Origin of the sequence: Candidatus Francisella endociliophora (assembly GCF_000764555.1) — a bacterium.
Classification (GTDB): domain Bacteria; phylum Pseudomonadota; class Gammaproteobacteria; order Francisellales; family Francisellaceae; genus Francisella; species Francisella endociliophora.
This window is the reverse complement of record NZ_CP009574.1, coordinates 49,759-74,193: the sequence shown is the minus strand read 5'-3', so window position 1 is coordinate 74,193 and position 24,435 is coordinate 49,759. Positions and strand designations below refer to the sequence as shown.

The following is a 24,435-nucleotide window of genomic DNA, read 5'->3' as shown; positions in this document are numbered from 1 at the left end:
AAAAAGAAATAATAATTGATTGTAGCAGTAATTATTTGATGTGTCGATTAATGAATTTAGCTAATCTATCCATTGCTTTTTCAAGCTCAGACATCTCATTAGCACAACTAATTCTAGCAAAACCTGATAATCCAAATGCAACACCTGGCATCATAGCAACATACTCTTCTTTTAATAAAGCGCTACAAAGCTCTGCATCATCTTTAAAGTTAGTATGTTTGATTAGTTCTCTCAAATCAGGGAAAAGATAAAAAGTACCATCAGCACTTTTAACATCAATATAAGGAATTTCCTTTAAACATTTAGTAACGAACTGTGCTTTTTCTTGATAAGACTGTGCAAAATATAGTAAATCTTCTGCTGGCATATTCATTGCTGTAATAGCTGCATATTGAGAAACAGAACAAGCACAAGTGGCAGATTGAGATTGGAACTTTTTCATTGCATCATTTAGAAGCTTAGGAGCAATTGTAAAACCAACTCTCCAACCAGTCATTGCAAAGTTTTTTGATACTCCACTTGCTATTACATATCTGTCTGCTAAATCAGGAGCAACTTCTGTTATCAAAGTCATTCTCTCTTTAAAGAAAAGTTGATCATAAATATCATCACCAATTATCCAAATATTTGGATACTTTCTTAGAAGGTTTGCTAAGTCCTCAATACATTTTTTTGAATAAATCAAACCTGTAGGATTATTTGGTGAATTAATAATTACAGCTTTTGTTTTATCCGTAATATGCTTTTCTAGTTCTGTGACATCTATTTCAAAATTATTTTCAAACTTAGTTTCTACTGCTACAGGCTTAGCTCCTGTTAGAGCAATCATATCAGGATAAGAGACCCAATATGGTGCAAAGAAAATTGCCTCATCGCCCTCTTCTAAAATACAGTTAAAAATATTATGTAAGCTATGCTTAGCACCTGATGTTACACAAACTTGATCTGCAGTAAAGTTAACACCATACATCTTTTTGTAGCGAGCAACTATAGCTTCACGAAGCTCTTTCAAACCATCAACATTTGTATACTTTGTAATATTAGTATTTATAGCCTCAATACCTGCCTGCTTAACTACATCTGGAGTACTAAATCCAGGCTCTCCGATAGCAAGTGAGACTACATCATTGCCTTCATCTTTAATCTGTTTTGCTAATGCTGCCATAGCATTAGTTGGTGAAGTTGAAACATTTTGAATCTTTGTATTTAGCGATGCCATTTTTGTTCCTTATAACTTTTGCACATTAAACTTATTTTGTGTAATTTCAATACACGAATAATTGTCTACATACCTGTATAAATCAGAGTTTACTAAAGGCTCTGATAATACAACAAAACTATTTCTATAACGCTCTTTTAAAGGTAGATTAAGTGTTACTAAAATATCTTCATAATTCATATAGTATAACGATGGCTGATTAGCAATGGTAGAAATTTTTAACGAATAAGATGTTTCTCCACTTGAATATGCCATACTAGCTTTAACTTTTTCTTCTAAACCATTTTTGCGTTGAATCTTTTGGATTTGCTCTATTGATTTAACTATAGCTGATTTAGGATCATTCTCTAAATCATTTGATAACGCTAGCAAAAATAAGGCTTCTGAATCTGTAGAGCCATATCGTATTTTAAAATACTCTGGTTTTATTAATTGCTCTATTTCTTGTCTAATATTATCAAAATTACCAATTGAGCCATTATGCATAAACATTTGGTTTTTAAAAACAAATGGATGACAGTTTAAATGTGATGTTGGAGCAATCGTACCAGCACGAACATGCGCCATAAAATTCCTACTTTTAATATGTTTTGCTATAGATATAAGATTTTGATTGCGCCATGCTGGTAGTGGATCTTTGTAAATACCTGGCTCTTTATGTAGATTTGTATACCATCCAATTCCAAAGCCATCGCCATTAACAGGTACTACTCCTTGTGATGAATGTATACTTTGATGTATTAAAGAATTCTCTGGATCTACGAGAAGGTCACTCATTTTGATCTTTTCGCCATGATACATTATCCACCTACACATTAGAGTTACTCCTTAGTTTTCCAATGACTGGTTCCTCGCAGATATATTGGAAAGGTCTCTTGGGTTAGCTTATTCTGACTTTTTTGTATTTCATACTGTTTAGCAACATATTCAACCACATTACCAACATCTAGTTTAAAGTCTTCCTTTTGAATATCTAACTCTGCAATAGACTCACCAATTAGCTTATAATCAGCATATAATTTTGGAGAATATTCATCTAATTTATAAACATTTTCAGAGGTAATTTCATCTTTTGATATATCATACAAGCCTAAATAAAAGTCTCCCATCTTAGCATCAAGAATAACCGCTACTTTTTCTGATTCACTAGCAAAACTTTTTGCTATAGCAAACATACTTGAGAAACCTACTATAGGAATATCTAATCCAACAGCAAAACCTTGACAAACAGCTGCAGCAAGTCTTACACCAACAAAGCTACCAGGTCCCACTCCATAAGCTATAAAGTCCAAAGATTTTTTATCAATACCAGCTTTATCAAATACACCTTTTATCATTCCTAAAAGGTATTTATTATGCTGGCGAGGAATTTCTCTTGTATCGTTATAAACTTGTCCATTTATTGATAAGGCAACTGAGCAATATTTACTTGAAGTATCTAATACTAAAAAATTCATTTTAATTAACAACCTGCTTAACTTGATAATTCTTGTCTAAAATCACAAACTCCGCATCAAAACCAACTTTAATTTGACCTTTTTTGAAGCCTAGTGATTTAGCTTGGTTTGTACTTGTCATTTTAACAGCATTGTGCAAGCTACAGTTTGTAAATTTCAGAATATTTTCCAATGCCTTATTCATAGTCAAAACACTACCTGCTAACACACCATTCTCAAGCCTAGCCTCACCATTTTTAACGATAACTTTTTGTCCGCCCAACTCAAATATACCCTCTCCAGCATTTTGAGCTGACATAGCATCCGTTACTAAAGCAATATTATCAGAACCTTTTATTTCATAGGTAAATTTGACCATATCAGGGTGTAAATGTATACCATCGACTATCAACTCAGCTAAAACTTTTTTTGACATCAATAAAGCTGTTGCAGCACCAGGTTTACGGTGTTCAATAGGACTCATTGCATTAAATAAGTGTGTAGCATGACTACAACCATGCTCTATTGCATTTAAAGCCTGAGCCATTGTACAACTTGTATGACCTATAGAGCTTATTATATTTTGACTATTACAAAACTCTATTACTTTATGAGCATTTTTTATTTCTGGGGCTATTGTGATTTTTTTCACTAAACTATCACAAGCTAAGTGCCAATTAGCCATTTTAGTTACATCTACCTCTTGGAGATAATTTGGATTTTGCGCACCAATCTTACCTGGTGAGATAAATGGCCCTTCTAAATGAACTCCTGCAATTTTTGCACTTTCATTATGCTCTTTTAAATTATAAGTTTTGATTGCATTCATCGATTTTAAGATATCTTCATTTGATGCTGTCATAGTTGTAGCAAGATAACTTGTGACACCCTGCTTATAAATTGATTTTGAAATCACATCTAATGCATCAACATCTCCATCCATAACATCAGCACCTTTTGAGCCATGTATATGAATATCCAAAAATCCTGGAATCACATAATCATCAGAGCTTAATTCAATGACTGGCAAATTAAAATCTTCTGCTTTTACATCTTCCTTAATAGCAAATATTTTTTTATCTTTGACTACTATATCTTTGTATTCAAAATCATTTTCACCATAAATTTTGGCAGACTTTAGAATATAGCTTTGCATATAAAATCTCTAATGGGTAAAATCTTGTTTTATATTAACCAAATTTATTATTTTTATCTACAATGTTACATTGGTTTCCTGGGCATATGCACAAAGCTACTAAAGAGTTTCGCAAAAAAATGCCATCTATTGATATTGCTATTGAAATTGTCGATGCACGTATTCCTGATTCAAGTAGTAATCATGTTTTAGAAGAGATTGTTGGTGATAAGCCTATTATAAAAATTTTATCAAAAAATGATTTAGCTGATCCAAAGACCACTAAGGAATGGCTAAACTACTATCAAGGCAGTGCTATTGCAGTAAATACTTTACAAGATAAAAACATTGTCAAAAAAATAATTGAACTTGCTCAAAAGAAATGTCCAAATAGAGGCACGGTTCTTAAACCAATTAGAGCAATTATATTCGGTCTGCCAAATGTTGGTAAATCAACAATGATAAATAAGCTTGCAGGTCGTAAAGTTGCTAAAACTGGAAATGAGCCAGCTGTAACTAAATTACAACAGCGTATAGATATTAGCAAAAACTTTATGATATTTGATACACCTGGGATTATGTTTCCAAGCCCTAAAAGTGAAGCTAGTGGTTTTAGAATTGCAAGTATTGGCTCTATTCGTGATACTGCTATGGATTATGAAGGTACTGCTTGTTATTTATTGAATTTTCTTAAAGAAAAAAATACTAAAAACTTTCTAACCCGCTATAGCTTTATTACACAAAAAGATTTACTAGAAAAACACCCGCAAGAGATAATAAAAGATATCTCAGGAGCTAAGACTAATTTCAACATAAAACAAGCCGCTAAAAATATAGTTCATGATTTCAGAGCTGGACACTTTGGTAAACTATCACTAGAAGATACTGAAATTATACAAGCTGAAAAAGAACAACTAGCTAAAGAGCACGAAGAGTTAAATAAAAATCTGTAATTGCCTTAAATATAAGATAAAGCTATTATATAATCTAGTTAGTACTTTATTAGAAACTATAATCAATGTCTGAGCAAGATAATACACCTAAAGAACCCAAAAAAATTGGTTCCATAACTCTTAACAAAAAAAACATAATTAAAGCTCTAGTTACAGTGGGAGTTGTAGGTAGTTGTGCTTTAGGTATAAATAGTTATATTAGTTATAAACATCAAGTCTTTTTGGCAGATCACGCCACAGCTATCTCAGATATTGAAAACAAAAACTCTCAAGGCTACAAAAAAGCCTTTTTACTTTTAAAAGACTTAGTAGACGACAATGATGCAACTTCTGAAGATTATTTCTATTTAGGATATATGTATCAATATGGTTTAGGTACAAATACTGATTACTCTGATGCGTATAAGTATTATAAAAAAGCAACTTCCGATTCTAACCCTCAAGCATATTACCAAATAGCAACTCTATACCGTGATGGTAACGGGGTTAATAAAAGTAGTAAAAAGGCTATTGATTACTTTAAAAAATCATATGATCTAGGTAATAAGCAAGCTATTGTTACACTAGCTGAACTGATAGAATCCAATAATAGATTAATGTCTATCGTAGATTCAGAAATACTTTATGAAATATATCTAGCATATAAATCTGATCAAATAAAAGAAGCAGACCCTACTGTAAAAAATAAATATCTAGCAACTGCAGCAGCACAGGGATATGAGCCAGCTATTATTGTTCAGGCTCGTAACTTCACCAAGGATGGCGATAACTATCGAGCTTTAATGTTATGGCAAACATTATTATATAGCTCTGATCCACAGGTGTCAGAATTAGCTAAAAAAGAAATAGTCAATGTTGAAAAGCTAGTAAAGCAGCAGCGATTAGCTGAAATTGAAAAAGAAAAGAAAGCTCAAAAGGAAGAAGAAGAAAGACAAAAGCAAATAGCTCTAGAAAAAGTTAATAGAGAAAAGCAAATTGACTACAAAAGAAATGTAGGTCTATCTTTACCAAAACAAGATATTAAGACATTAACAGGCCTAACTTACATCAATCTTTTCAATGTTGGTGAGGTTGAGCTACAAGACTTTTATAAAGAAATTATGAATGTGGAAATAGATACAGATTTCCTAAAATCTTATAGTAACTCAGAACTTAGTTATGCAGATGATTTAATCAGATTATCAAAATACAAACATAATAAGTCTTCTTTAAAGTTTGATTTTGCTAAGGATACAAACATCAACAAATACGAAGGTATTGTTTATTATTATTACAACGATACAAGTAAATTTACTCACGATATATTAAATAGCATTATGGATAATATAAATCCTAAGAAATCTGTATTTGAACCTAAAATACATTCAATCACATCTGTAGATCCTCAAACACAGGTTGAAGAAATAGAAAAAGAAAGTGAAGCTGACCAAGAGCAAACTCAACAACAACCACAAAAGCAAGATCAAATTGAACTAACACACCAAGAAAAAATACAAAGAATGCAAGTGTTTGCCCAGAAAGGTGACTTTAGGCAGTTCTATAAACTTGAGCAAGCAGCTAAAAATGGTGATGTTTACGCTATGTATTATGTTGGTGAGTATTACTATAACACTAAGGAATATAAAACTGCTCTGAAATATTTTAATAAAGCTGCTAATGAAGGATATGGTCCTGCATATTACAAACTAGCTACTTTATACTATAATGAAGAAAAAAATGGTGTACCTTATAATAAAGAAAAAGCAATGTACTATTATAAAAAGGCAGCTGATTTAGGTGTAAGAAATGCTAAACATATTTTGATGCTTATTGACTAATATAAAATCAAAGATTTTTACTATTTACTTATAAATTCCATCTTTCCAATGTCTACGACAAACGGATACATATTTTGTATCTATTTCTTTTAAAGAATCATCATCTACAACTATTGGGTTTCCCTCTTTAATTGCTTTACCATTTTGCACCATCATATTAAAACTAGCTTTTTTGCCACAGTGACAAATTGTTTTAACCTCTTCAAGAGTATCTGCAATGGCTAACAGTAATGATGCTGTTTCAAATGGCTGGCCTAAATAATTGGTACGCAAACCATAACAAATAACTGGGATATTTAAATTATCAACAATTTCTGATAACTGCCAAACTTGCTCCTGTGTGAAAAAATGTATTTCATCTATCAATATACAATCTATATGAGTTTTATAATTATAATCTTTAATAAAATCAAAAATATTATCTTTATCAGTTAAAGAGTATGCATCTTGATCTATACCAATACGAGATTTAACTTTGTTAAGCCCTGCTCTTTTATCTATAGCTGATGTTAAAACTAAAGGTTTTCTGCCCCTATCCTCGTAGTTGTATGCCACCTTTAGAAGATCTAATGTTTTACCAGCATCCATTGCTGAGTATCTAAAATACAATTTTGCCATTTCTATAAAACCTTTCTTATAATATTTACACCATGACGGATTGGTAGAACAAGAGTTTCCACATCATCACGCTGATTAACATATTTATTAAAATCATCTAATGCTTTAGCTCTTTTATCTTGAGGGTTTATAACTTCACCTCGCCATAAAATATCATCGACAATTATTAACCCTCTATCTGACAGTTTCTCAATCAAGATATCAAAATAGTTTTGTGTTTGCTTTTTATCCGCATCAATAAAAGCGATATCTACATTATTTGGTAGACTAGAAAGCAAATCAACTGCATCACCTTCACAATATGTAATATTAGGATATTTACCTATAAACTGCCTTGCCAAATTCTCACCAGATTGATTTGGTCTATCAAAAGTATAAATTTTAGCATCTGGAGCTGCTTCTGCCATAGCTATAGCTGACATTCCTGTAAATGTCCCCACATCTACACATATTTTAGCTTGAGTTGTGAATACAAAAAATTGTAAAAGTTTGGTGACTATTTGCTCAGATAGCATTTGAGAACCATGAACACTTTCTTTTGTATTATTTGCCAATTGATTAAGATTACAAGATAAGTTACTAGTATGATCAAGACAATATTGCCAAATATCATCTTGAGTAAACTGATTTTGCTTCATCTGAGATTAGTTTTTATAAAAGTTCTTAGTATTTTGCATTAATGCAAATAATTAGTCCACACTGCAAAAGTGCTTTTAAATATTTTTTGTGATAAAATTTGTGCCAATTTTACTATAAAAAGTATCTTATAAATAACCAATAAGATAAATATTTAAATTTAAAGGTTTTGAATAAAATGAAAGAAGAAAAAAAAGTTTTTATAAAAACTTTAGGCTGCCAAATGAACGAGTACGACTCGCAAAAAATGCACGAAGTACTTAATGAGCATTACATCACAACAAAAACTGATGATTATAAAGAGGCAGATATTATTTTAATTAATACTTGCTCTATTCGTGAAAAAGCTCAAGAGAAAGTGTTCCATCAATTAGGTAGATGGAAGAATCTTAAGAAAAAAAATGAAAATCTAGTAATAGGTGTAGGTGGTTGTGTCGCATCTCAAGAAGGTGAAAATATTATTAAAAGAGCACCCTTTGTTGATCTAGTATTTGGACCTCAAACTATTCACAGACTTCCTGAGATGATTAAACAAAAAAATCAAACTCAAAAATCTCAAGTAGATATTTCATTCCCAGAAGTTGAAAAATTTGACTTTTTACCAGAGCCAAAAGCTGAAGGAACTAAGGCATTTGTATCTATTATGGAAGGCTGTGATAAATACTGTTCATACTGTGTAGTACCTTACACTCGAGGCCCTGAAGTAAATAGGCCCTTTGAAGATGTATTAGGTGAATGTGCTGCATTAGCTGAACAAGGAGTTAGAGAAATTACTCTACTTGGTCAGAATGTAAACCACTACTTAGGCCCAATGGAAAATGGTGAAACTGCAGATTTAGCATTATTAATTCATTTTATTGCAGAGATTGATGGTATTGATAGAATTAGATTCCAAACTTCTCATCCTGTTGAATTCTCACAGAATCTTATAGATGCTTATGGAAGTGTTCCAGAGCTTGCAAATCACCTACACTTACCAGTTCAGCATGGTTCAGATAGAGTTCTTACTAATATGAAAAGAAATCATACTATCTTAGAATTTAAGCAAAAGATTAGAAAACTAAGAGCTATCCGTCCAGATATTACAATCTCCTCTGACTTTATTGTTGGTTTTCCTGGAGAGACAGAAGAAGATTTCCAAAAGCTTCTTGATCTAGTAAAAGATGTAAACTTTGACCAGTCATTTAGTTTTATATATAGTAAACGCCCTGGTACACCTGCTGCTGATTTACCTGATGATACTCCGATGGAAGTTAAAAAGGATAGATTAAAGAGATTACAAGATTTACTAAATAGTAATTCTCAAATCATCTCTAGACAAATGGTTGGTACAGAACAAAATATCTTGGTAGAGGGATCATCTAAAAAAGATGAAAATATCTTGGCTGGCAGAACAGAAAATAACCGAATTGTTAATTTCAAAGGCGATAAATCTTTGATTGGTAAGTTTACAAAGGTTAAAATAACAGAAAGCTTACCAAATTCTCTAAGAGGAGAGCTCATTTAATATATGAATAAAACTCAATTTGTTCTTGAACCATATAACTATGATTCTATGATGCTACTTTGTGGCAATCTTGACGAAAATATTCGCGCTATCGAAAACTACTTCCATGTTGAAATCAAACACCGCGCAGATGAGTTTGAAATCACAAGCGATTCTAGTACAAATAATACTCAAGCAAAAAGATTTATCAAATCATGCTATGCTGAAATTTTGGCTGGAAATACTGAGCTAGATTTAGAACAAATTACAACAATCTTGAATGCTACTGCTAAAGAGAAAGTTAATTCGAAAAAGTCAAAAAGAAAAGTAGAAGAAGCTGAGGTTCAACTTAGAAGTAAAAAGCTCAAGGCTCGTACTCAAAATCAAGCTGTTTATCTTGATAATATCAAAAATAACTTTGTGACATTTGGAGTAGGGCCTGCTGGTACTGGTAAAACATATATGGCTATTGCCTGTGCTGTAGCAGCTTATGAAAAAGGTGAAGTTAGAAGAATTGTACTTGTGCGCCCTGCTGTTGAGGCTGGTGAAAAGCTAGGTTTTTTACCAGGCGACCTAACTCAAAAAATTGACCCTTATCTTCGTCCAATGTATGATGCGTTATTTGACTTTATGGGGGTTGAGAAGGTCACTAAATTGATTGAAAAGCAAGCAATTGAAATTGCTCCGCTTGCATATATGCGTGGTAGAACGATTAATGACTCATTTATCGTATTAGATGAAAGTCAAAATACTACAAAAGAGCAGATGAAAATGTTCTTAACAAGAATTGGGTTTAATACCACCGCAGTTATTACAGGTGATATTACACAGGTTGACTTACCTAAGAATGTCACATCTGGACTAAAGCATGCTTTATCAATTCTTGATAATATTGAAGGTGTTGCTATATCTCATTTGAAGTCTGTTGATATTGTGCGTCATCAAATAGTTCAAAAGATTGTAAATGCTTATGATAAGCATGAAGAGAATATCAAAAATGGATAATTTAATTCTAAATATCATCAACGATGATGAATACCCTATCCCCAGTCAAGACTTACTTCTAAGATGCTTCGAACTTGTCGCTAACAAACACAATCTCAAACAAGCTGAAGTTAATGTCAGTATTATTTCTAATAATGAAATTCAAGAGATAAATAAACAATTTAGAAATAAAGATAAACCTACTAATATTATCTCTTTTGAATTTGAAAAACCTGAAGGTTTACCAGAAGATATAGCTAGTGATTTTTTAGGTGATATTGTCATTGCACCAAAAGTATTAGAAGCTGAAGCTCTAGAACAGCATAAAAAGCTAGAGCATCATTGGCAACATATTTTTATTCATGGCTTATTACATCTTCTTGGTTATGATCATATAAATGATAAAGAAGCAGAAGAAATGGAAGGAATAGAAATAGAATTACTTGCTAAACTAGCGATTGATAACCCATATATTATGCAAGAGAACTAATAAATGTCAGAGAGCAATCCCTTTTTAAAAAAAATCACATCAAGTATTTTCAATATTAAATCAGAAAATGCCCTTATAGAAGCTATTAATAAAGCTGCTGAGAATGAAGTAATTGATAAAACGTCACAAAATATGCTTCTTGGTGCCATGGAAATATCATCTTTAGATGTTGGAGATATCATGATATCTCACACTAAGATTGTCGCTGTTGATATGGCCATGTCAGTTTCTGAAATTCTTGAAAAAACTATTAACTCGAGTCATACAAGGCTACCTGTATACTGCGAAGAAAAATCTGAAGTTTTAGGTATTTTACATTCAAAAGATCTTTTAAAATTAATCTTTGAAAAAGAAATTCAGTCCACTGAAAATGAAGAGCTAAAAGCTGAGGATATTAAAAATATTCTACGCCCCGCTATCTTTATTCCTGAGACAAAAAAACTCAACGCTATGCTTAAGGATTTTAAAAATAGTCAAAACCATATTGCAATAGTTGTTGATGAATATGGAGCAATTTCAGGCTTAGTTACAATTGAAGATGTACTTGAAGAGATCGTTGGTGATATTGAAGATGAGTTTGATATCACAAGTGAAAATATTATCAAAATTGCTGATGATAGATTTGTAATTGATGCTACAACATCTATAGAAGACTTCAATGAATACTTCAACACATCTATAGATGATGATAATGATTATGATACTGTTGCTGGTATGATTATTCAAACTTTAGAATGCCTACCTCAAAAAGGTGATAATATAGTAGTCGATGGCCTGAAATTTACAATCCAAGAAGCCGATAGTCGCAAAATAGTTAAAATCTTAGTCGAGAAATTTAAGAAACAATGAAAAAAATAATATTTAAAATACTCCCTCCTGTATTAAGTGGTGCACTACTTACTTTAGCATTTGCTCCTTTCAGAATAGATATACTAGCTATAGTATCTTTAGTGATATTTTTCTATTTACTAAATAAATCAACAAAGATCCGTAGTGCATTTTTTACATCTGCATTATTCGGCTTTGGTTTTTTTGGTACAAGTATCTCATGGGTATATATAAGTATTCATTTGTTTACAGAATCCATGGCGGCGGGATTATCAGCAGCTGTTGCCTTAGTGATTTTATTAAGTTTTTTACATACAATTCCATTTGGTACTTTTAGTTATATTCTTACAAGAAAAGCTAATAATTTTGCTAAATTATTAATATATCCAGCATTATGGACATTATTTGAAATTGTTAAAGCAAATCTACTTTGGGGTGGTTTCCCATGGGTATCCCTTGGCTACTCTCAAACAGAGTCTCCTATAGTTTGGTATGCTAATGTTGGTGGTGTATATTTAGTTACGTATCTTGTAGCATTTATTGCTTGTTTAATCACATTTTTTATATGCAATAAAACTAGTATAAGAAAAACGACTGCTGTAATTATCACTATTTGTATTTTCTTTGCCGGTGGTTTAATTATTAAGCATAATCAGCCTCAAATAAAAACAAATCAACCTCAAAAAGTAGTGTTAATACAAGGAGATTTTGTACAAGGCTTTAAGTGGGATCGTGATAATTTTGCCAAAATGCAAAAATATTATGAGAATGCTGCTGATAAATATAAAGATTCTTTAATTATTCTTTCTGAGAATGCTATACCAAACTATAGACAGTATATGAGCTCTTATTTCAATAATCTTACAGATATAGCAGATAAAAACAATAATGCGATTTTAGTTGGTTCATTAAGCATAGATCAGAGTGATACTAAATCAAAAATATATAACAGTTCAATTATAATTGGTAAAGGGCAAGGTACATATAACAAGCATCACCTAGTTCCTTTTGGAGAATATTTCCCAATTAAGTTCTTTGGTTATGTTGATAGTGTTGGACTTAGTAGCTTCAATGCAGGCAAAGCACAACAACCAATTATGAGCGCATTTGGCTCTCCATTAGCAAACTTTATTTGTTATGAAGTTGGTTATCCTGAACAAGTAAGAGCACAACTTCAAGGTGCTAAAGTTATATCAGTAATAAGTGATGACTCTTGGTTTGGTGATTCTATTGCTCGTGAACAACAATTACAAATTTCTCAAGTTCGAGCTATAGAGAATGCTAAATATGTACTTACTACAACTAGTAATGGTATTACTTCAATTATCAAACCAAATGGTGAAATTGAAAAAGAGCTACCGAAAGATACTCGAGGTACACTTGAACAGACTATATACCTAAATAATTATCAAACAGTTTGGATGATTGCTGGTATGACTGGACTTTGGCTGTTAGTTGTAATGAGTTTAATAGTTGGATTAATTATAAAAGAAAAGTCTGAAAGAAAGAGATTAACAACCTGATTTTTTATTCACAGCAGCATTTGTAAGATATACTCCTAAAAAGACTACTCCTCCAAATATCAACGATAAAGATGAGATAGTCTCCCCATAAAATAGAAAGCCAATAAGTATTACCATAAATGGCAACATATTCTGAAAGACTGCTGTTTTATATACACCTATTTCTTCTAATGCTCCTAAGTACCAAACATAAGCTATAACTGTTGCAAAAGCAGCTATATAAAGCATGCTACCCCAAAATTTAAGATCCGTATGAGCAAGAGAGCTAAAATCTCCTTTGAATAAACTAACTATTCCAAACATAATCATGCCTATTATTGCACCATAGGTATTAATAGTTATCATATGAACACCCTCTCTAACACAGCATTTACCTAAAATAGCATATGCTGCAAAGCATATAACTGCAAGTATACTCAAAACTTCACCAAGATTAATTTGTATGCCATTTAGACACTCTGATGCACCATTTGAGAATAAAACTACTCCAATAGTTCCTAATAATGCTACTAATATACCAACCTTTGCTTGTTGATTAACTTTTAAGCTAAAGATATAACTAGATAAGATAGTAATCAAGCAAGGAGTAAAAGCATAAATAATAGCGACAATATTCCCTGAAATTAATTTCTCAGCCCAAAGGAAGGTTATATTATAAAGAAATACGCCAAAGAAGCCTACAGCTATTACATAAGCCCATTGTCTTATACTTAGTCTAGGAAAAAAAGTTTTAGTAAAATAAAAGTGTACCACTATAAATATTAATGACGCAAAAGCATAACGAATTAAACCAACTAGATATATATCAACATATCTAAGAGGTAATGGTGCAATATGATATAAGCTCGCCCAAAAAACTAGAGCTAGGATTATTTTTATATATCCTTTAACTAAAGAAGTGTTCATAATAATTATTTTTATCTATTATTTTTGAGATACTCTACTATATCTGGGTTTAATAGTGTAGAGATATCACCGAAATTATCAAAATCTTTTGCTGCTATCTTTCTTAAGATTCTACGCATAATCTTACCAGAACGAGTCTTTGGTAGCTCTGGCGTAAACTGAATAACTTCAGGAGTAGCAACAGGCCCTATTTCTTGACGAACATATTTAACTAAAGACTTTCTTACCTCTTGAAAAGTTTCTTCATCACTATCTATACCTTCTTTTAGGATGCAGTAAACATAAATAGCTTCACCTTTAATGTCATGAGGCATTCCTACAACTGCACTTTCTGCAACGGCTTCATGGGTATTTAACGCTGCTTCAATTTCTGCTGTAGCCATTCTATGACCAGAGACATTGATTACATCATCCATACGCCCTTCTATCCAGATATAACCATCTTCATCTCTCCTAGCAGCGTCACCTGAGAAATAATATCCTTTAAAACTTGAGAAATATGTTTGTAAATACCTATCATGATCTCCATAGATAGTTCTTGCCATACCAGGAGTTGCTCTTTTGACACAAAGAGCACCTTTACCTACACCATGTATTTCATTACCATCTGTATCTAATAATGCTAACTCAACACCAAAGAAAGGCTTAGAAGCAGAACCAGCTTTAAGCTTATGCGCACCTGGAAGTGGTGTTATCATATGCCCACCTGTTTCAGTTTGCCACCATGTATCAACCAAAGGAGCTTGATTATTACCAGCCTTTTCTACAAACCAATTCCAAGCCTCTGGATTAATTGGCTCACCTACAGATCCCAAAACTCTTAGGGATTTTCTGCGAGTGTTTTCAAGATACTCATCACCAACCTTCAACAAAGATCTAACTAACGTTGGTGCAGTATATAAAACACTAACATTATGTTGATCAACTTCTTGCCATAATCTCGAAGCATCTGGATAGGTTGGTACACCTTCAAAAATCACAGAAGTAGCGCCATTTGCAAGTGGACCATACACAACATAAGTATGCCCAGTAATCCAACCAATATCCGCCGTACACCAATAAACATCATGATCTTTATAATCAAAAACAAGTTTATGAGTCATACTTGAATATACTAAATACCCACCTGAAGTATGTACTAAACCTTTTGGTGCTCCAGTTGAGCCAGAAGTATATAGCATAAATAAAGGAGTCTCCGCAGCAAATGATTTTGGAGTATGTTCATTTGATACTTTCTTTAACTCATCTGCATAGTTTATATCTATCTTATCGTTCCAGCTTATATCACTTTTTTCAGTATTTCTAACTACCAATACTTTTCTAATGCCTTCAATTTCAGATACTACTTTATCAACACTAGCTTTCATTGGAATTCTTTTACCTGAACGAACAGCTTCATCAACTGTTATTACAAAATCACTTTTGGCATTTATAATACGCTGTTTCAGAGATTCTGCAGAGAAGCCACCAAATACTACCGAATGTATTGCTCCAATACGAGCACATGCTAGCATTGCATATATAGACTCAGGTACTAATGGCATATAAATAGTTACAACATCGCCTTTTTTTACATCATTATTTTCGAGGATATTGGCCATCTCACAAACACGATGATATAACTCTCTATATGTAATCTTTTTAGATTTCTTAGGATTATCAGCCTGCCATATATATGCCACCTGGTTTGCTCTTTCTGGAATATGTCTATCAATACAGTTATAACAAACATTAAGCTCGCCATCTTCAAACCATTTAATATCAACATGATCAAAGCTGCTATTACAAGCTTTTGTAAAAAGTTTATCCCAGTGAATACGATTTGCTTGCTTTGCCCAAAATTTTTCTGGGTTTTCTAAAGATTCCTTATATAGTTTTTCATATAATTCTGGATTTATATGAGCTTGATCAATAAACTCTTGAGATACTTGAAATTTTGAATATGCCATTTATTTAATAAAAATTTTTAATACTAATTTTCATATTAGCATATTAAATAAGATTTGTGAGTATTTAGATATAAATATTAGACTTAAAGATACTATCTATTTTTCAGATATTGTTTAAACTTCTTTCCTAGTTCATCATGTTGTAATGCTATTTCATAGTTAGCTATCAAAAAACCTAACTTACTACCACAGTCATATCTAGTACCCTTAAATTCATAAGAAAGAATCTTTTCATCTTGCTCTATTAGTTTAGCAATAGCATCTGTCAGTTGAATCTCACCTCCAGCACCTTCAGAAGTTGACTCTAAGCATTTGAATATTTTATTAGGAAGCAGATATCTACCAACTACGGCATTTGTTGAAGGCGCTTTTTCTGGAACTGGTTTTTCTACAATTGCCTTGATTAAATCTTCATTGTTTTTAGCAACTATTCCATAAGATCCTGTTTCTTCTTTTTTCACCTGCTGAGTTGCAATACAACCTCTGATATCAGTTCCTTCTACTGCTTTAATCATCTGTTTTAGCGTACCTGTACCGCAATCGTAATTATAGATAAGATCATCTGGTAATATTACAGCAAAATCTTCAATACCGACTAACGGTTTTGCACATAGTACAGCATGCCCTAAGCCGAGAGCCTCAGGTTGACGTACAAAAAAGAAGCTTACATCTTTAGGGACAATATTCTTAACCATATTAAGTAGATCATATTTTTGCTTTTTTTCTAAAGAATATTCAAGTTCAAAATTTCTATCAAAATGATCTTCTAAAGACTTTTTATTTGAGCTAGTTACAAAAATTATCTCTTTACAGCCTGCTTCAACAGCTTCTTCGACAGCATATTGTATTAATGGTTTATCCACTACTGTTAGCATTTCTTTAGGAGAAGATTTAGTTGCTGGTAAAAACCTAGTACCCCAACCAGCCACAGGAAATACTGCTTTTCTTATTTTCATTAATTTGCTCTCATTATTAATCTGTTAACTGACAATATAAGTTGATATGAATAGTATAATCTTTATAAGAAAGTTTATTCAACTTTTCTGAAAATCTTTTTAAATCATTTGATCTTTTTACAAATAAATCAACCACGATTTTATTATCAAAATAGTAAATAGCCATTTGTTTATCTAAAATAATATCTTCTTTAAGATTATTACTAGCAAAGAAGTCTTTTATTTGTGTCAAAATTTCATGACGAGAGGGCTCAAAATTTTCTAATTTTATAACGCCATCCTCATGATTGGTAACATCAACATGTACAGTTATGTCTTTTATATTGTCAATATTATGATAAATATTACTTTTAACAATCTCTGCAATATAGTGTCCCTCAGAAGCTGTACTATATTTATTAACTAAAACATGTACATCTAATACTATCTTACCAGCCATTTTTCTAGTTCTTAAATAATGAAAATCATTAACCCCTTCAGTATTTGCTATTATACTTTTGATATTTTTACGAGTCTCATCATCAACACCTTCATCAATAAGTTCTGCGACAGCTGAATATCCCCACTTAATACCCATCTTAACGATCATATAACAAACAACTAAAGCAGCTATTGCATCCATCCAAGGGAATCCATATAGAGCTCCCCCTAAACCTATCAAAACTACAACTGAAGACCACATATCAGAACGACTATGCCAAGCATTTGCTCTTAGCATATCCGAATCAATTTTATTAGCTGCTCGCATAGTATATTGATATATAAACTCATTACCAAAAATTGAAAATATTGCAGCGTAAACTGTAAATTTATCTGGAGTGGCATAATTTCCTATTATAAGGTTTACTAAAGAATGATATACAATCATAAAACCTATAGTTATCAATAAACCCGAAAGAACTAAGGTTGCTAAAGTCTCCAATCTTTCATGACCATAGGGATGATTATGATCTTCACCTTTATTTGCATATTTAGCTGCAAATAAAACCATAACATCACTTAATAAATCTGAGAATGAGTGAATACCATCAGCAAATAATGCTGGTGAGCGCCCTATTACCCCAATAAAAGTTTTGGATATCGCAAGTAATGCATTTATAAACATTCCTACGATTGTAACTTTTTTAGTTACTTGATATCTACTATCTGACATTTTACTCTCAATTTTATTTAAAAAGTTTTAGAGAAAATAATAATGATTAGTTTTAGTAATGTCTATTATTAAAACTAAAATAACAAGTTAATCTTTTGTCATAACTAGTTTGAATAATAATACATGGGCCACTATCGAAAACAATATCGTTCCAAACCACCAAACTACAGGATTATCTAAACCATGCACTGTAACATAATATGCTGCAAATAGAGATATTAAAAACTGCAAGCTTGCCATAACTAAACCTGGATTCCAACTTTTACGTTTAACACCTTCCGCAATATGAGTCATACAGTTCATAATACTGAAAATAATAATTAGCAATCCAAAACCTATATTTATAAAACTTAAAATCCCAAAAATGGCAAATGCTAACCAAACCATCAAAATATTTATCCAAAACACTTTAGTATCAGTTAATTTCTCTTGACCTTCTGGAAGGTTCATCACAACACGATTCATAAAAGTTTTAAACCCACCTGGGATATAATGCTCTTCTGTCTGATGAAAAAGATACAAAGGTATATTTATCAATCCCCAAAAGTGTGGATCATACACCGAAAAATTAGAAACTAACAATATAAGAAAAATTATTCCTGCCCAAGGAGTGACCTTTGCCCAGTTTTGATTTTTAGCTAAAAAATCTACCATTATTATTACCTCATAAATAACTTTACTATAGATAATATACCCATATTTTTTGTGAAAGCTAGAAAAGTCTTAGTTTTTCATAAAACAGTATTGCAAAGCAAATAAATAATTGTATAATATACCACATTAGTTCGGAGAAATGGCTGAGTGGTCGAAAGCGGCGGTCTTGAAAACCGTTGACTGTAACAGGTCCGGGGGTTCGAATCCCTCTTTCTCCGCCATGAACATAGAGCCTGTCTACTTTGTAGCGGGCTTTTTTGTTTCTACCCTACTATATACCCTACTAAAAAATTTTACTTAAAATGCTTATATTAGTTTCTAAGATCTAAGAAAAATATTCTTACATAATTTAAGACCTGATAATAAAGTATCAATATTTCATCCATCAGAACACACTTACTAAAAATAAATTACTGAATATTAGTAATAATATATTTTTTAAAATTCTTTTCTGAAACGCTAGTTGATTTAGATAGCCCTGAGGCTATATAAATCTTTTACAATAGCGTTTCTAAGTATTAATCATGCGAAGCATTACGCATTGCCCACCGTCGGCCCGATAGGGTTGACCAACGGGTTTTACCAGTGAAACGGGAGGGACTTAGACTAGCAAACTTGTTACTGTGCCCTTAGCCTGCGACAGGGTGCTTTGCTCGGCTTTAGTCCATCGTGTGAAACTCGTTGGTCAAGCGTAGCGCAGACGGTGGGCTGAGCATTCCCCAAATTCTTGGGGAAGCGGCGAAGAGTTAATCAAATATCGGCTCTGTCTAACGCCCTGCTTACAGCTAAGGGCGGACGATATTGAGAAACTCTAGCCTTTGGGGTTTATTTGATAGCTTGATAAATCTGCTTGATTATTTACTTACTTTGACAAAAGTAATAAATGAACTTAAAACTCAATCAAAAATATTATTTTGTCGTGATGTTTTAGTTCAGATTTTGATTGCTATTTGCTATTTGTAAATGCACTTGATGATATTAAATCAAATTAAACATGATGATCTAGTCTATATTTAATATCTCGCCAATCTGGCATATATGCTGATAAATAATTATAAAAACTATTATCATGATTGTGATGCTTAAGATGAGCTATTTCATGAAATACTACATACTCAATAGCTTTTTTAGGTTTCTTGATTAACTCTTGATTTAGATTTATATATCCTTTAACAGGATTACAAGATCCCCAGCGAGTTTTCATTTTTCTAATTCTAAAAATAACATCTTCACTATAAAAATCCCTAAACTTATTTATAACTTTTTGAAAATGCTCTTGTGCTTTAGTCTTATAAAAATCTTCTATGATTGAATTTTTAAACTCACTATCTTGCGTATCTTTACAATATAGGTTCATATAGCCATTTTTCAAAACTGCTTTATTTGTCTCAGAAAGGATTACTTTCAAACGATATCTTCTACCTAGATATATAAAGTCTTCACCGCTTACTAGTTTTCTCTCTGATTGTTGAGCCTGTCTAAAAATATCTAGATTTTTATGTACCCATAAATCTCTTTTTTGCAAAATCTTAATAATATGCTGTTCTGATGTATCATAGGGAGCTACTAACTCAACTGTCAGATTAGGCTTAACTTTAACAGTTATATCTTTGACATCTTTATAAACTACATTGTAGTCATAATCAATCATAGTTATTGATACCTAATTCATAAGTTTTTTGCAAGAAATCATCTAAGCTAATAACTTTAATATCTTCATCAAAAAGATAATCATCGAGCTCTTGCTCAATTTCATTTTTGACATCAATATTATTTTTCCAGTTAGGTTTTTTGATATATTTTGCAAAAACCTCATCAATATAGCAGACTATTTGTATAAATCTATCTTCTGAGCTAGCTTCAAAATAACTTTTTAGAGAATCATAAAAAGACTGCTTGGGTTTGCTACTAATTTGACTAGGATAGCTAGCCAGTACTGCCTCATTATGCTGTTTAACTTTAGCATAAACACCTTGAGCCTCTGATAAAAACTCTCTTTCAGATAGCCTTTTTTCTTTATACTGTTGGATTATCTCTTTGATTTTCTCAGCTATCCTGTCATAAAAAGCAGGGTTTACTTCACGTTTTTCTTTGGCGTATTTTGTAGTAGCGCTAATAATAGCATCGGCTCTTGCTCGATCTGATGTTAGATTTTCTACTTCATTTTTAAAGTCTGGTGAAAACATATCAACCGTAGCACTTAGCTGAAAAACCTCACCCTCTGTGCCGATATATGTATCTAGTAGGCTCTGCATTCTCTGCTCATATTGAGCAAAATCGACACTCTCAGCATATCTAATCCTTAATGATTTTCTTAGAGTGTTGTAGAATCTAAGCCATTTTTTAAAGGTCGATAAATCATCTTCACTATAGATATTATTGACAAAATCACAGCCTAATGAAAAAGCTAAATCTCTAGCAAAGGTATTCAAAGATTTATAAAATTCTTGGCGTTTTTCTTTGCTATCTAAATAAACTTCATAGCTTTCTTGGTCATTTTTATGAGATATAGATTTAAATATATCTTGTAGCTGACTAAAGCTAGTTTTGAGCTTTTGAAGCTCATTTTTTACATCTGCAAAAGTCCCTGTCACATCTGTTTCATCATACCCTGCTAATGCTCCGTAAGAAGTTAGAGCTTTGTCAAGATTTTCAAAAAGCCCACGATAGTCGACAATCAAGCCATAATCTTTACCTTCGTATAGCCTATTTACTCTAGCTATAGCTTGCAAAAGTGTATGATCTTTTAGCTCTTTATCGATATATAGCACTTGAGCAATAGGAGCATCAAAACCTGTCAAAAGTTTATCGACTACTATCAATAGTTCGATATCACCATCATCAGCTTTAAACTCGGCATCTATATAATCATTGTAAGCCTTTTCAGAACCATATTTTGCCAACATATCTTTCCAAAATGCTTGGACTTCTTTTTTTGTATCATTTACATCAGTGTTACCTTCTTTAACATCTGGAGCTGATAATGATACCGCTGAGTTTATCAAACCACTCTCATCAAAAAGTTTTTTAAAACGGACAGCTTCAACCTTACTATTTGTAGCAAACATTGCTTTGAAGCCTTGCCCTCTGATATTTTTTGTAAAATGATCTTCGATATCAAAAACTATCGCCTCTAATCTTTGCTTAGATGATGCAACATTACGGAAGCTTACCCATTTTTGTTCTAGATCTTTCTTTTGATCCTCATTTAGATCATTGGTATAGCGAGCAAAGCGTCTATTAAGAGCTGCCTCATCAGTTATCCATTGGTCAACCATTCTAGCCTCATAAAGTAGTGGTAATACTGCTTTATCCTTGATAGCTTGGTCAATGGTATATTTATGGATTAGTCCATTAAATTTAGTGATTGAGCCATCGCTTTTTTGCGATTTTAGTAGTGGTGTACCTGTAAAACCAATATAACAACCATTTACAAAAACCTTTTTCATCGCACGGTGAAAATCGCCACTTTGGCTACGGTGAGATTCATCTACTAGTATGAAGATGTTACTGCTCTCTAGCTTACAATTTTGTTTAACTGCTGTTTCAAATTTATGGATAGTTGAGGTTATAACACTTGTACCATTTTCTAGCTCATCTATTAAATTTCTACCAGTAGTAGCTTTGACAACTTCAACTTCTGAATTTTTAAAAGTATCAGATATTTGCTTATCTAAATCTTTTCTATCTGTAACCACTACAACTCTAGCATTTTCGATTTTTTTCTGTAGATACATTGTAGCCATTACCATAGTTAAAGATTTGCCTGAGCCTTGAGTATGCCAAATCAAACCACCTTTGCGACTAGCTCCCTCATAATGAGAAATACTCCCTATAATTGCACTAATTGCATAATACTGCTGATAGCGAGCTATTTTTTTTATATTGTTGTCAAATAAAATAAAAAACCTAAACATCTCTATCAAGCGAGATTTTGAGCATAGCGACATTAGTAAACTATCCAAATTGCTAGGTTGTCTATTGGTAACTAGGCTATCTAACTGCTGTATCAGGGCTTGATCTTCCTCTTTCCAAGTCAAGAAATACTTAGCAGGTGAGCCAGTAGTAGCATATTGTGGGCTATGGTTATTTGCAGCGATTAGAAGTTGGGCAAACTCAAAAAGTTTCGGGATTTCTTTATCTGCTTGATATTCAATAAGTTGCGATATTCCCTTAGAAACTTCTACATCTGATTTTTTGAGCTCAATAACGACTATAGGAAAGCCATTTATAAATAGTACAATATCAGCACGGCGAGTTTTCTCGGCTTCTGTTTTGACATTTCTCTCTACAGAAAACTCTTCTGTAACGTGGAAAACATTATTTTCAAAATAATCAAAATCTATAAACTTAAAGCTAAAACTTTTCTTAGAATCATCAGGCAAATTTTGCTCTACTGATGGCGCATGTAAAAAATTCTCGGTGATTTTCTTGTTAGTAGCAAGCAACCCGCCAGCTGCTAAAGTATTAAGATTATAAATTTGTCGCTCAATATCAGCTTTTGAAAACTCAAACACCTCGCCCTTGTAAGTATAGCTATTTATCTTAGCTAATTGTTTTGCAGCAATATCTTTAAGAATCACATCGTTTAGATTGTTATTCCTAAACTCACGATTTTGCTCTTTGGTTATCAGCTCATAGCCTAGCTTTTGTAGAAGCTTAAGGCTTTTTTGTTGAAGTGAATTTTCGGATGTGTTAGGTGGTAAGTTATTGTTCATTATCTCGGAACCTTTATAAAATAGTTTTGCCAATCTATTGGAAATCCCATGGCTCTAATATTTATATCTTTATATTTCTCAAATAGGATAGTTATATCATTGAGTAATGTATTTTGTTCTATATCGATTTGAGTATATAGCTCATTAATAATCACAAGTATAAAAAATATTTTCTTGTTATTTATTCTACTAAACTTTTTATTTTTCCTAGGAACTATTGGCTCAATAGCTAAGTCTCTATTCCATAGTCTGCTATGATGAGCACAAATATTGCGAATATATGTAAGCGTATGCAGCCAGCTTTGTAAAATAAAAGTTTTTTGACCTAAATCTTTAACTATGTCTTTTCGAATCTCATCATCTAAATAAGAATAAAGCATAGATAAACTACCCATAGAAATAACCTCGACCATTGCCCATACTGGTAAATAACCAATCTCATTAATATATTTTTCTACAAATACTTCTTTAGATCTAGAAACTTCTTTATTAATATCATCTAATAGCTTTTCATGCCTATCTTGATATTTATAGTTTAATGATGATTTATCTAGATAGCCAAAAGCTCCTTTAAACTTCGATACAGCAAAAGATAATTTAGCTCGTATATAAACTTCTATAGTTTCAATATTTTTAAAAACCAGAGTTCTAAGCTCTCTATCAAAATCATATAAGTTGATGATTTTCTCAAAAGTAGAACCATCTTTAAAATAATCTTTTTTTTCAAAAAAAGGATAAAAATATGGAGTCAAACGGTAGTAGTTTAGATTCTTTAGTTTTTTAATAGCAAAATTATGGTCTAAAATATCTAAATTTCTTGATTCTAAAAGCTCTATTTGTAATGGATAATCAAGATGTTTTTTTGAAAATGAACTTGTCATAAAAAAATCTCCCTGCTTTGCACATTGTGAAGAGGTGAGGGAGATATGTTAAGTAAAGAATAACATCTAAATAATTGTTTTACAAATTTATTA

The 24,435-nt window shown here is 32.1% G+C and carries 21 protein-coding genes and 1 tRNA gene; 8 read left to right on the top strand and 14 right to left on the bottom strand.

Annotated features, from left to right (window positions below):
• Positions 1-31: 31 nt before the first annotated feature.
• The 4 genes from QI37_RS00355 to nagA are packed head-to-tail and all read right to left on the bottom strand — an operon-like array spanning position 32 to position 3,811.
• Positions 32-1,219: a pyridoxal phosphate-dependent aminotransferase gene (locus QI37_RS00355; protein WP_040007530.1), complete on the bottom strand. Its 1,188-nt coding sequence runs from the start codon at positions 1,217-1,219 to the stop codon at positions 32-34.
• A gap of 9 nt (positions 1,220-1,228) precedes the next feature.
• Positions 1,229-2,035: a class II glutamine amidotransferase gene (locus tag QI37_RS00350; RefSeq protein ID WP_040007528.1), complete on the bottom strand. Its 807-nt coding sequence runs from the start codon at positions 2,033-2,035 to the stop codon at positions 1,229-1,231.
• A gap of 5 nt (positions 2,036-2,040) precedes the next feature.
• The gene (gene tsaB, locus QI37_RS00345; RefSeq protein WP_040007526.1) at positions 2,041-2,676 is read right to left on the bottom strand and encodes a tRNA (adenosine(37)-N6)-threonylcarbamoyltransferase complex dimerization subunit type 1 TsaB; all 636 of its coding nucleotides are present in this window, start codon (positions 2,674-2,676) and stop codon (positions 2,041-2,043) included.
• 1 nt (position 2,677) lies between these two features.
• Positions 2,678-3,811 carry an N-acetylglucosamine-6-phosphate deacetylase gene (gene nagA, locus QI37_RS00340; protein ID WP_040007525.1) on the bottom strand — a complete coding sequence of 378 codons (1,134 nt, stop codon included), beginning with the start codon at positions 3,809-3,811 and terminating at the stop codon, positions 2,678-2,680.
• A 62-nt stretch (positions 3,812-3,873) separates the two neighbouring features.
• Here nagA and ylqF point away from each other — a divergent pair, with 62 nt between their 5' ends.
• Positions 3,874-4,743 (top strand): ribosome biogenesis GTPase YlqF, encoded by an 870-nt coding sequence (gene ylqF / locus QI37_RS00335; protein ID WP_040007523.1) that lies wholly within the window; start codon positions 3,874-3,876, stop codon positions 4,741-4,743.
• A gap of 65 nt (positions 4,744-4,808) precedes the next feature.
• The gene (locus QI37_RS00330) at positions 4,809-6,560 is read left to right on the top strand and encodes a tetratricopeptide repeat protein (protein ID WP_040007521.1); all 1,752 of its coding nucleotides are present in this window, start codon (positions 4,809-4,811) and stop codon (positions 6,558-6,560) included.
• A 24-nt stretch (positions 6,561-6,584) separates the two neighbouring features.
• Here the strand turns inward: QI37_RS00330 and QI37_RS00325 are convergent, their stop codons facing one another.
• Both QI37_RS00325 and QI37_RS00320 read right to left on the bottom strand, forming a co-directional pair.
• Positions 6,585-7,178, bottom strand: a complete 594-nt coding sequence (locus QI37_RS00325) for a thymidine kinase (protein ID WP_040007519.1) — start codon at positions 7,176-7,178, stop codon at positions 6,585-6,587.
• Positions 7,179-7,180: 2 nt separating this feature from the next.
• On the bottom strand, positions 7,181-7,816 hold the full coding sequence (locus QI37_RS00320) for an O-methyltransferase (protein WP_040007517.1): 636 nt from the start codon (positions 7,814-7,816) through the stop codon (positions 7,181-7,183).
• A 176-nt stretch (positions 7,817-7,992) separates the two neighbouring features.
• On the opposite strand from QI37_RS00320, the gene miaB reads away from it, so the two are divergent.
• The 5 genes from miaB to lnt are packed head-to-tail and all read left to right on the top strand — an operon-like array spanning position 7,993 to position 13,125.
• Positions 7,993-9,321: a tRNA (N6-isopentenyl adenosine(37)-C2)-methylthiotransferase MiaB gene (miaB, locus tag QI37_RS00315; RefSeq protein ID WP_040007516.1), complete on the top strand. Its 1,329-nt coding sequence runs from the start codon at positions 7,993-7,995 to the stop codon at positions 9,319-9,321.
• A 3-nt stretch (positions 9,322-9,324) separates the two neighbouring features.
• Positions 9,325-10,305, top strand: coding sequence for a PhoH family protein (locus tag QI37_RS00310; RefSeq protein ID WP_040007515.1), 981 nt, complete (start codon positions 9,325-9,327; stop codon positions 10,303-10,305).
• Positions 10,298-10,774 (top strand): rRNA maturation RNase YbeY, encoded by a 477-nt coding sequence (gene ybeY / locus QI37_RS10190; RefSeq protein ID WP_040007513.1) that lies wholly within the window; start codon positions 10,298-10,300, stop codon positions 10,772-10,774. The genes QI37_RS00310 and ybeY overlap by 8 nt, the downstream gene beginning before the upstream one ends.
• 3 nt (positions 10,775-10,777) lie before the next feature.
• Complete coding sequence (locus QI37_RS10185; RefSeq protein ID WP_040007511.1) at positions 10,778-11,623, top strand: CorC family transporter; 846 nt, start codon at positions 10,778-10,780, stop codon at positions 11,621-11,623.
• Positions 11,620-13,125, top strand: a complete 1,506-nt coding sequence (gene lnt, locus QI37_RS00295; RefSeq protein WP_040007509.1) for an apolipoprotein N-acyltransferase — start codon at positions 11,620-11,622, stop codon at positions 13,123-13,125. Before QI37_RS10185 ends, lnt begins: the two co-directional genes overlap by 4 nt.
• On the opposite strand, the gene QI37_RS00290 is transcribed toward lnt, so the two are convergent.
• From QI37_RS00290 to QI37_RS00270, 5 genes are all read right to left on the bottom strand, one after another.
• Positions 13,114-14,031: a DMT family transporter gene (locus tag QI37_RS00290; protein ID WP_040007507.1), complete on the bottom strand. Its 918-nt coding sequence runs from the start codon at positions 14,029-14,031 to the stop codon at positions 13,114-13,116. The two genes, lnt and QI37_RS00290, sit on opposite strands and share 12 nt — an antisense overlap.
• An 11-nt stretch (positions 14,032-14,042) precedes the next feature.
• A complete protein-coding gene (gene acs / locus QI37_RS00285) occupies positions 14,043-15,980 on the bottom strand; it encodes an acetate--CoA ligase (protein WP_040007505.1) in 1,938 nt (645 codons plus the stop codon).
• 92 nt (positions 15,981-16,072) lie between these two features.
• The gene (galU, locus tag QI37_RS00280) at positions 16,073-16,936 is read right to left on the bottom strand and encodes a UTP--glucose-1-phosphate uridylyltransferase GalU (RefSeq protein ID WP_040007503.1); all 864 of its coding nucleotides are present in this window, start codon (positions 16,934-16,936) and stop codon (positions 16,073-16,075) included.
• A gap of 16 nt (positions 16,937-16,952) precedes the next feature.
• Positions 16,953-18,089: a cation diffusion facilitator family transporter gene (locus tag QI37_RS00275; protein WP_040007502.1), complete on the bottom strand. Its 1,137-nt coding sequence runs from the start codon at positions 18,087-18,089 to the stop codon at positions 16,953-16,955.
• Between the two features lie 87 nt (positions 18,090-18,176).
• The gene (locus QI37_RS00270; protein ID WP_144242676.1) at positions 18,177-18,746 is read right to left on the bottom strand and encodes an HXXEE domain-containing protein; all 570 of its coding nucleotides are present in this window, start codon (positions 18,744-18,746) and stop codon (positions 18,177-18,179) included.
• A gap of 130 nt (positions 18,747-18,876) precedes the next feature.
• Here QI37_RS00270 and QI37_RS00265 point away from each other — a divergent pair.
• A tRNA-Ser gene (locus tag QI37_RS00265) sits at positions 18,877-18,964 on the top strand.
• A gap of 767 nt (positions 18,965-19,731) precedes the next feature.
• On the opposite strand, the gene QI37_RS00260 is transcribed toward QI37_RS00265, so the two are convergent.
• From QI37_RS00260 to QI37_RS00250, 3 genes are read right to left on the bottom strand one after another with little or no spacing between them, the layout of a single operon-like run.
• Positions 19,732-20,394, bottom strand: a complete 663-nt coding sequence (locus QI37_RS00260; RefSeq protein ID WP_040007498.1) for a M48 family metallopeptidase — start codon at positions 20,392-20,394, stop codon at positions 19,732-19,734.
• Positions 20,387-23,461: a type I restriction endonuclease subunit R gene (locus QI37_RS00255; RefSeq protein WP_040007496.1), complete on the bottom strand. Its 3,075-nt coding sequence runs from the start codon at positions 23,459-23,461 to the stop codon at positions 20,387-20,389. The genes QI37_RS00260 and QI37_RS00255 overlap by 8 nt, the downstream gene beginning before the upstream one ends.
• A complete protein-coding gene (locus tag QI37_RS00250; protein WP_040007494.1) occupies positions 23,461-24,342 on the bottom strand; it encodes an Abi family protein in 882 nt (293 codons plus the stop codon). The genes QI37_RS00255 and QI37_RS00250 overlap by 1 nt, the downstream gene beginning before the upstream one ends.
• Between the last annotated feature and the right edge of the window lie 93 nt (positions 24,343-24,435).

Coding starts and splice junctions, on each gene's coding strand:
- galU (WP_040007503.1), bottom strand. CDS start 16,936: ATGAAAATAAGAAAAGCAGTATTTCCTGTGGCTGGTTGGGGTACTAGG.
- QI37_RS00355 (WP_040007530.1), bottom strand. CDS start 1,219: ATGGCATCGCTAAATACAAAGATTCAAAATGTTTCAACTTCACCAACT.
- QI37_RS00260 (WP_040007498.1), bottom strand. CDS start 20,394: ATGATTGATTATGACTACAATGTAGTTTATAAAGATGTCAAAGATATA.
- QI37_RS00350 (WP_040007528.1), bottom strand. CDS start 2,035: ATGTGTAGGTGGATAATGTATCATGGCGAAAAGATCAAAATGAGTGAC.
- QI37_RS00250 (WP_040007494.1), bottom strand. CDS start 24,342: ATGACAAGTTCATTTTCAAAAAAACATCTTGATTATCCATTACAAATA.
- QI37_RS00330 (WP_040007521.1), top strand. CDS start 4,809: ATGTCTGAGCAAGATAATACACCTAAAGAACCCAAAAAAATTGGTTCC.
- ybeY (WP_040007513.1), top strand. CDS start 10,298: ATGGATAATTTAATTCTAAATATCATCAACGATGATGAATACCCTATC.
- QI37_RS00325 (WP_040007519.1), bottom strand. CDS start 7,178: ATGGCAAAATTGTATTTTAGATACTCAGCAATGGATGCTGGTAAAACA.
- QI37_RS00320 (WP_040007517.1), bottom strand. CDS start 7,816: ATGAAGCAAAATCAGTTTACTCAAGATGATATTTGGCAATATTGTCTT.
- QI37_RS10185 (WP_040007511.1), top strand. CDS start 10,778: ATGTCAGAGAGCAATCCCTTTTTAAAAAAAATCACATCAAGTATTTTC.
- QI37_RS00290 (WP_040007507.1), bottom strand. CDS start 14,031: ATGAACACTTCTTTAGTTAAAGGATATATAAAAATAATCCTAGCTCTA.
- acs (WP_040007505.1), bottom strand. CDS start 15,980: ATGGCATATTCAAAATTTCAAGTATCTCAAGAGTTTATTGATCAAGCT.
- lnt (WP_040007509.1), top strand. CDS start 11,620: ATGAAAAAAATAATATTTAAAATACTCCCTCCTGTATTAAGTGGTGCA.
- QI37_RS00255 (WP_040007496.1), bottom strand. CDS start 23,461: ATGAACAATAACTTACCACCTAACACATCCGAAAATTCACTTCAACAA.
- ylqF (WP_040007523.1), top strand. CDS start 3,874: ATGTTACATTGGTTTCCTGGGCATATGCACAAAGCTACTAAAGAGTTT.
- nagA (WP_040007525.1), bottom strand. CDS start 3,811: ATGCAAAGCTATATTCTAAAGTCTGCCAAAATTTATGGTGAAAATGAT.
- QI37_RS00310 (WP_040007515.1), top strand. CDS start 9,325: ATGAATAAAACTCAATTTGTTCTTGAACCATATAACTATGATTCTATG.
- tsaB (WP_040007526.1), bottom strand. CDS start 2,676: ATGAATTTTTTAGTATTAGATACTTCAAGTAAATATTGCTCAGTTGCC.
- QI37_RS00275 (WP_040007502.1), bottom strand. CDS start 18,089: ATGTCAGATAGTAGATATCAAGTAACTAAAAAAGTTACAATCGTAGGA.
- miaB (WP_040007516.1), top strand. CDS start 7,993: ATGAAAGAAGAAAAAAAAGTTTTTATAAAAACTTTAGGCTGCCAAATG.